This window comes from Azospirillum formosense, assembly GCF_013340925.1.
GTDB lineage: Bacteria > Pseudomonadota > Alphaproteobacteria > Azospirillales > Azospirillaceae > Azospirillum > Azospirillum formosense.
The window spans coordinates 1-7428 of the sequence record NZ_WHOR01000276.1; the positions used below are offsets into that span (position 1 = coordinate 1).

A 7428-nucleotide genomic window follows, 5' to 3' on the forward strand; every position below is an offset into this window, starting at 1 on the left:
CGGACGCCCATAAGCACCTGCGCGCGGTGGCGACGGCCAGCGATAGCAAGGGCGGCACGCAGACGGCGAGCTCGGGCTACACCACCGTCCTCAACAGCGCGCCGGTGAACAGCGCGGTGCCGAACGTGACGGGCACGGCGACGGTGGGCAACACGCTGACCACGACGGACGGCACCTGGAGCGACGCCGACGGTGACAACCGGAGCTTCACCTACCAGTGGTACCGGGCCGACGACCCCAACGGCACCAACGCCGCCTCGATCAGCGGGGCGACCAGCTCCAGCTACACGCTGACCACCTCGGACGCCCATAAGCACCTGCGCGTGGTGGTGACGGCCAGCGATAGCAAGGGCGGCACGCAGACGGCGAGCTCGGGCTACACCACCGTCCTCAACAGCGCGCCGGTGAACAGCGCGGTGCCGAACGTGACGGGCACGGCGACGGTGGGCAACACGCTGACCACGACGGACGGCACCTGGAGCGACGCCGATGGTGACAACCGGAGCTTCACCTACCAGTGGTACCGGGCCGACGACCCCAACGGCACCAACGCCGCCTCGATCAGTGGGGCGACCAGCTCCAGCTACACGCTGACCAGCTCGGACGCGCACAAGTACCTGCGCGTGGTGGTGACGGCCAGCGATAGCAAGGGCGGCACGCAAACGGCGAGCTCGGGCTACACCACCGTCCTCAACAGCGCGCCGGTGCTGAGCACGGACGCGCGCAGCCTGACCGCTATCGACGAAGACGCCACCGGCAACAACGGCGACAGTGTGGCGGCCATCCTGGCCTCCGCCGGTTCGGCCACCGACGCCGATGGCAACGCGCTGGGCATCGCGATCACTGCGATCGACAGCAGCAACGGCACGTGGCAATACAAGACCGGGGCCGGAACCTGGACCACCATCACCGGCGTCTCTGGCGCGTCGGCCCTGCTGCTCGCCAGCACCGATCGTGTGCGCTTCGTACCGAACGCCGATTACAATGGGCCGGTCGCCAACGGCATCACCTTCAAAGCCTGGGATCAGACCGCCGGTACGGCGGGCACCACGGTCGGCAACGACACCACCGCGAACGGTGGACAGGGGGCCGGCGGCCAGTTCAGCATCGCCAGCGCGACGGCGGGGATCGCCGTGACCGCGGTGAACGACGCCCCGGTGCTGACCGACACCGTCCTGACCCTGCCCAGCGTTGCCCAGGCCGCAGGCGTGCCGAACGGAGCCGTCGGCGTCGCCGTGTCGTCCCTGGTGGCGCTCGGCGGGAACGTGTCCGACGTCGACAGCGGTGCCGTCACGGGCATCGCGCTGGTCGGCGTGGACAATTCGGAAGGCGGCATCTGGTACTACAGCACGGACGGCGGCGCCAGCTGGACCGCGGTCGGCACGGTGAACGACGGCGGAAGCGCACTGCTGCTGCGCACGACGGACCGGCTCTACTACCAGCCGACGGGGGCCAACGCCGGCATCCTCAGCGCCGCGATCACCTTCCGTGCCTGGGACCAGACCAGCGGCACCGCCGGAAGCAAGGTGGCGACCGCGGGCGGCGGCGGGATTTCCGCCTTCTCCGCGGCGACGGACACCGCCAGCCTCTCGATCACCCCGGCTGCCCTGGGAAGCGCCGTGACCCTCGCGCCCGCGTCGGACACGGGCAACAGCAACTCGGACAACATCACCAAGGCGAGCAGCGTCACCTTCACTGGCAGCGGCGCCAACGCCAACGCCAACACGACGGTGCGGCTCTACGCGAACGGCACGCTGGTGGCGACGACAACCGCCGACGCGTCGGGCGCCTACAGCTTCACCGGCGTCGACGTGTCCGGCCTCAGCGGCGCGGTCGACTTCACCGTCCGTCAGGTCATCGCCGGGATGGAGAGCGCCGACTCCGCCGTCCGGACCGTGACCTTCGACCGCGTGGCGCCAACCGTCGCCATCACCACGGTGGCCGCTGACAACGTGCTGAACGCGGCGGAAAGCGCCGTGACCCAGACGGTGGCCGGTACCGCAACGGGGGTCGAGGACGGACAGACGGTCACGGTGACGCTGAACGGCAAGACCTACAGTGCGACGGTGACCAACAACGCCTGGAGCCTGTCCATTCCCTCCGGCGACCTGCTGGCGTTGACGGACGGCGGCACCTACGCCGTCACTGCCGATCTGGCGGACGTGGCGGGCAACGCCGCGGTCCAGGCGACGCGCAACGTCACGGTCGACCGCACGCCGCCGACCCTCGCCATCGCCACGGTGGCGGGCGACAATGTGTTGAACGCGGCGGACAGCGCCGTGGGGCAGACGGTGTCGGGCGTCACCAACGGTGTCGAGAATGGCCGGACGGTCACGGTGACGCTGAACGGCAAGACCTACAGCACGACGGTGACCAACAACACCTGGAGCCTGACGGTCCCCTCCACCGACCTGCTGGCGTTGACCGACGGCACGAGCTACACCGTGACCGCAAGCCTCACCGACGCGGCGGGCAATCCCACCCAGGCGACCCGCAGCGTGACGGTGGACCGCACGCCGCCGTCGGTGGTCAGCGTCACGCCTCCCCCGGCGCGGACCTATCTGCCGGGCGAGACGGTCAGCTTCTTCGTGCAGCTCAGCGAAGCGTCCATCATCAGCGGCGGCAACCCCGTTCTGGAACTGGCGGTTGGAAGCGATATCCGGAACGCCACGTACAACGCGGCGGGCAGCACCAGCACGCTGCTGCGGTTCGACTATGTCGTTCCGGTCGGCGACCGCGCGCCGCAGGGCATCGCGGTCCTGGGGCTGGCGCTGAACGGCTCGACCGTGATGGACGCGGCCCAGGGACCGCTGGTGACGACCCTGAAGGGCGTCGGCGACACCAGCCAAGTGCGCATCGACACTCCGATCCCGGCGAAGCCGGTCGGGACGGCGCTGAGCGGCCTGTCCGACTCCGGGATGTCGGCGACGGACCGGCTGACCAACGTGACGAGGCCGACGCTGTCCGGCACCGCGGAGGCGAATGCCACCGTGACCGTGCTGGTGGACGGTCAGGCGGTCGGGACCACCGTGGCCGACGAGAACGGCTTCTGGGTTCATCGCCTCCAGACGCCCCTGACCGATGGCACGCACAGCATCACGACCACGGCGACCAACCGCTTCGGCATCGTCAGCGATCCGTCCGACGCGTTGACCGTGGTGATCGACACCGCGGTGCCGGGGGCGCCCGCTCCGTCGGTGACCAGCGCCACCGTCGCCGGCGCGGCGGCGGGCGAGTTGATTTCCGGCATCGCCAAGCCCTCACTCGCCGGGACGACGGAGGCCGGCAGCACGGTGAACGTGCTGGTCGATGGCAAGGTCGCCGGAACGGCGGTTGCCGATTCCAACGGCGCCTGGACCTTCCAGTTCGCGGCGGCGCTGGCCGACGGTACGCACAGCGTCCAGGTGCAGGCGACCGACAAGGCCGGCAACGTCAGCGGTCTGTCGGCCGTCACTACCCTGACCATCGACACCACGCCGCCGCTCGCCCCCACCGTGGCGCTGAACACCACCGCCGGCAGCACGCCGGTCGTGCAAGGCACCGCCGAGGCGAACAGCCTGGTCAGCGTGACGGTCAATGGGCAACCGGTCGGCACGGCGCGCGCCAACGCGGCGGGCGTCTGGCAACTTGCCCTGGCCACCGACCTGAGCGTCGGCAGCTATGTGATCGCGGCCAAGGCGAGCGATGCGGTGGGCAACACCGGCAACGCCGGTACGACCACCTACACGGTGGCTCCGCCACCGCCACCGCCGGTCGTGGCGGCGGCGGCTTCCACCGGGAACACGACGACGGCGGCGTCCTCGTCGAACTCTGCGGTCGCTACGGCCGCCGGGATCGGGATTACGCAGACCGTCGGGCCGACGCTGGGTACCGCGCCGACCCTGCCCAGCCTGCAGATGAGCAGCGACGCGGGCCGGGTCATCACCAACTCGTCGATCGGGAGCGGTGTCGGGAACGGGAACAGCAGCACGGACGCCGGGCGCTCGATCACCATCGGCAACCTCGGCAACTCGTCCAACAGCGACGCCGGGCGCTCGATCACGATCTCGGCCATGGGTGGCTCTCCGTCCAGTGGCGGCACGGCGAGTTCGTCCAGCGGGGTTCTGGGTGGCGGGTCCGCCGGATCCGGGTTGAGCGGCGTCGTCAGTGGCGGCAGCGGCTTGGCCAGCGGTGGGCTGGGTGGCGGCATCGGTGGCGGGTCGGGTTTTGGGGGCACCGCTTCCGGTGGCGTTGGCGTCGGCTCCGGTGTCGGCGGCGGTTCGTTCGGTGGAGCCCCGGCGGGCGGTGGCCCGGGTGCGGGTCTCGGCACGGGAGGACCGGCGGCAGGTGGACCCATGACTGGTGGTGCGGCAACGGGCACCGGGACAGGGAATGGCGGCTTGAACGGCGGCGGCCCGACCGGAACGGCGTCCAGCGGTGCGCCGGGCAGCACCACGGCTCCCGGCGGCCCCGGTTCCGCTCCCGGTGGACTCAGCGGCGCACCGGGCAACCGGCCCGGCGGCCCGGCGGGGCCCGGCTCCACGATCGAGAACGCGCCGGTCAACCGGCCCGCGGGCCAGGGTGGACCGCAAGGCCAGCCTCAGGGGCAAGGACAGTCACCGACCGGCGATGCGCCGGCGGGCGGCGATCCGGGCAATGCACCGGCCGGAGCGGATGGTTCGGGGCAAACTCCTGGACCCCGCGCCGACCTCGACGGATCTCCGCTGGCTCGCCCGGCCTTTTCCCGGCAGGTGGCTCAGATCCATGGTGCTGCCGACGCCCAGACCGCAGCGCTGCTCGCCGCGCTCACCTCGCATGTCCCTCCGGGAAGCCGGGCGGCCTAGCGCCGCCCGTGCCCCTGCCGTCTTCTTCCCCGCCTAAGCTTTTCTTGCCAAATGGATTGCCGACGAGAATGACCCGGTTCGCTTCCTCCCTCCGGCCGCGGGGCCACAAGGCCCGCGCGTCCTTCGCCCTGGTAGCCGCGGCGTTGCTTGCCAGCGGATGTTCCGTCAGCCCGAAGCCCTTGACCGACGACGAGAATGTGTCTCGCATACGCGAGGATATGTCGGTCATCATGGCGCCGCAGGAGCCGTTCTCCGGCCCGGTGTCGATGCACGAGGCGATGGCGCGGGCCATCAAATACAACCTCGACGAACGCGTGAAGCTGATGGAGATGGCGGTCGCCAACCAGCAGCTCGACCTGTCGCGCTTCGACATGCTGCCGCGCCTCGTGGCGGGGGCCGGCTACACCGGGCGCAACAACGAATCCGGGTCGGAGAGCCTCAACCTCGCCACTGGCCGTCGCACGGGCGAGAGCACCACGGCCACGGATCGGCACCGTCGGACCGCCGACCTGGGCTTCACCTGGAACATTCTCGATTTCGGCGTCAGCTACCTGCGCGCCCGTCAGAATTCCAACCTCGTCCTGATAGCCGACGAGCGCCGTCGCCGCGTCGTCCAGGGCATCCTCCAGGACGTGCGCACCTCCTATTGGCGCGCCGTCGCGGCGGAGCGGCTGCTGAAGCGGATCGAGCCGCTGGAGAAGCGCATCGAGGCGGCGCGCAAGAACGCAAACGCCATGGAAGCCCAGCGCGTTCAGGCCCCGCTCCAGACCCTGTCCTACCAGCGCGCGCTGGTGGACACGCTGCGCCAGCTCCAGACCCTGCGGCGCGAGCTGGTCGCCGCCAAGTCGCAGCTCGGCGCGCTGATGGGGCTTCCGCCGGGCGAGAACTTCACTCTGCAGATGCCGCCGGACGTCACCGGCAAGGATGTGCCGGCGATCACGGCCTCGGTTGAAACCCTGGAGACCTATGCGCTCCTGAACCGACCGGAGCTGCTGGAGGAGTCCTACAACGCCCGCATCACCGCCGACGAGACGCACCGCGCCCTGTTGAAGCTGCTGCCGGGCATCGACCTGAACGCCGGCCTGCATTACGACAGCAACAGCTTCCTGCTGAACCAGCGCTGGGCGGATTACGGGGCGCGGGTGTCGTGGAACATCCTGTCCCTGGCCTCGGCCCCTGACACCCACGCCTTCTCCAAGGCGCAGGAGGAGCTGGTCGCCTTCCGCCGTCAGGCGCTGAGCGTGGCGGTGCTGAGCCAGGTGCGGGTGGCGATGGTTCAGTTCCGCGAACTGTCGCAGGAGTTCTCGCTCAACGCCGACCAGGCGGCGATCGACCGCCGCATCCGGCAGCAGTATGTCAACAGCAGCACGGTCGGCCAGCAGGGCGACATGAGCGTGATCCAGGCCGAGGTATCGGAACTCGTCTCCGACCTGCGGCGCGATCTCGTCTACGCCGACCTGCAGAACGCCTACGCCCGCGTCATGGTGTCGGCGGGCGTCGATCCGATGCCGGAGGCCGTCCCGTCCCAGGATCTGACGACGTTGCGTCAGGCGGTGTCCGACGGGCTGGGCGCCTGGCAGCAGAAGGCCGGCGGCACGGCGCGGCTCCAGGATCTGCTGGTTCCCGCCACCACGACGTCGGAGAAAGCTCCAGGGGAGAAGGCCCCGGTTGAGAAGGCGGCCGAACCGAAGACCGATTCGAAGGCCGCCCCGGTTGCCGCGCGCAACGAAGAGCCGACGGAGCGCAAGGCCGCGGTGCCGGAACGCGTCACAGTGGCCGAGTTGCCGCAGCCGCAGGCTGCCTCCATGTCCGCGCCGATGACGGTGTCCTACGGCCCGTCCTCCCGGTCGGAGACGGCGAAGGGCTATTCGGTGCCGCTGAGCGCGCTGGCCCCGATGGGGCGTGCCTCGGCGCGTTGATGCCGACGGGGTGGCGCACCGGCGCCGCCCCCTTTCGGCTGTGCCAATGTGCTGTGCTGAAACAAATAAGCGTACAGGACCGCTTGCCGATCCTGGATCGTTGCGCTTCCGGAGCAAAGGGTGCAGAAAATTTCTGCCATGATGTGCCGCTTTCGCCCCTCACGCTTCCTCGCCGCGCTGTCTATCGCGCTGCTTCCCCTGCCGCTTGCCGCCGCCGACCCGGCGCCGGTCCCCGAAGGCGGGGTCCGCGCGCTGATCGAGGCACGGCAGCACGCCGTCCTCTCCAGCGAGATCGCCGGGCGCATCGGGCGGATCACCGTGGAGGCGGGCCAGTCCTTCAAGGCGGGGCAGACGCTCATCGCCTTTGATTGCAGCCATTATCAGGCGGCGGTCGACGCGGCCCGCGCCAATCTGCGCGCCGCCGACGTCACGGTGCGCCAGAGTCGCCGGCTGGAGCAGCTGAAGTCCATCGGCGGGGCCGAGGTCGAGATGGCCGAGGTCAAGGCCGAGGCCGCCCGCGCCGACCTGCGCCAGGCGGGGAGCGAGGGCCGCCGCCGCGACGGGGAGGCGCCCCTCGACGGCCAGGGGGGGGGGCAGCGGGGTCGCGAGCATGAGGCGGTCCCCCCCGGCACGGGCCCGCTCGCGGTGTTGTCCGACCGCGCGCTGCGGGGGGGGCCCGTCTCTTT

Annotated in this window: 2 protein-coding genes and 1 pseudogene; all 3 read left to right on the forward strand. The window is 70.4% G+C overall.

Annotated elements, in window-relative coordinates:
* The first annotated feature begins 26 nt into the window (after positions 1 to 26).
* Entirely contained in the window at positions 27 to 4823 is a 4797-nt protein-coding gene (locus GBZ26_RS24685; RefSeq protein WP_345772067.1) for a beta strand repeat-containing protein, read from the forward strand.
* Between the two features lie 218 nt (positions 4824 to 5041).
* Positions 5042 to 6742 (forward strand): TolC family protein, encoded by a 1701-nt coding sequence (locus GBZ26_RS24690; RefSeq protein ID WP_247884897.1) that lies wholly within the window; start codon positions 5042 to 5044, stop codon positions 6740 to 6742.
* Positions 6743 to 6880: 138 nt separating this feature from the next.
* Positions 6881 to 7428, forward strand: a pseudogene (locus GBZ26_RS24695) (efflux RND transporter periplasmic adaptor subunit); the annotation flags it as partial.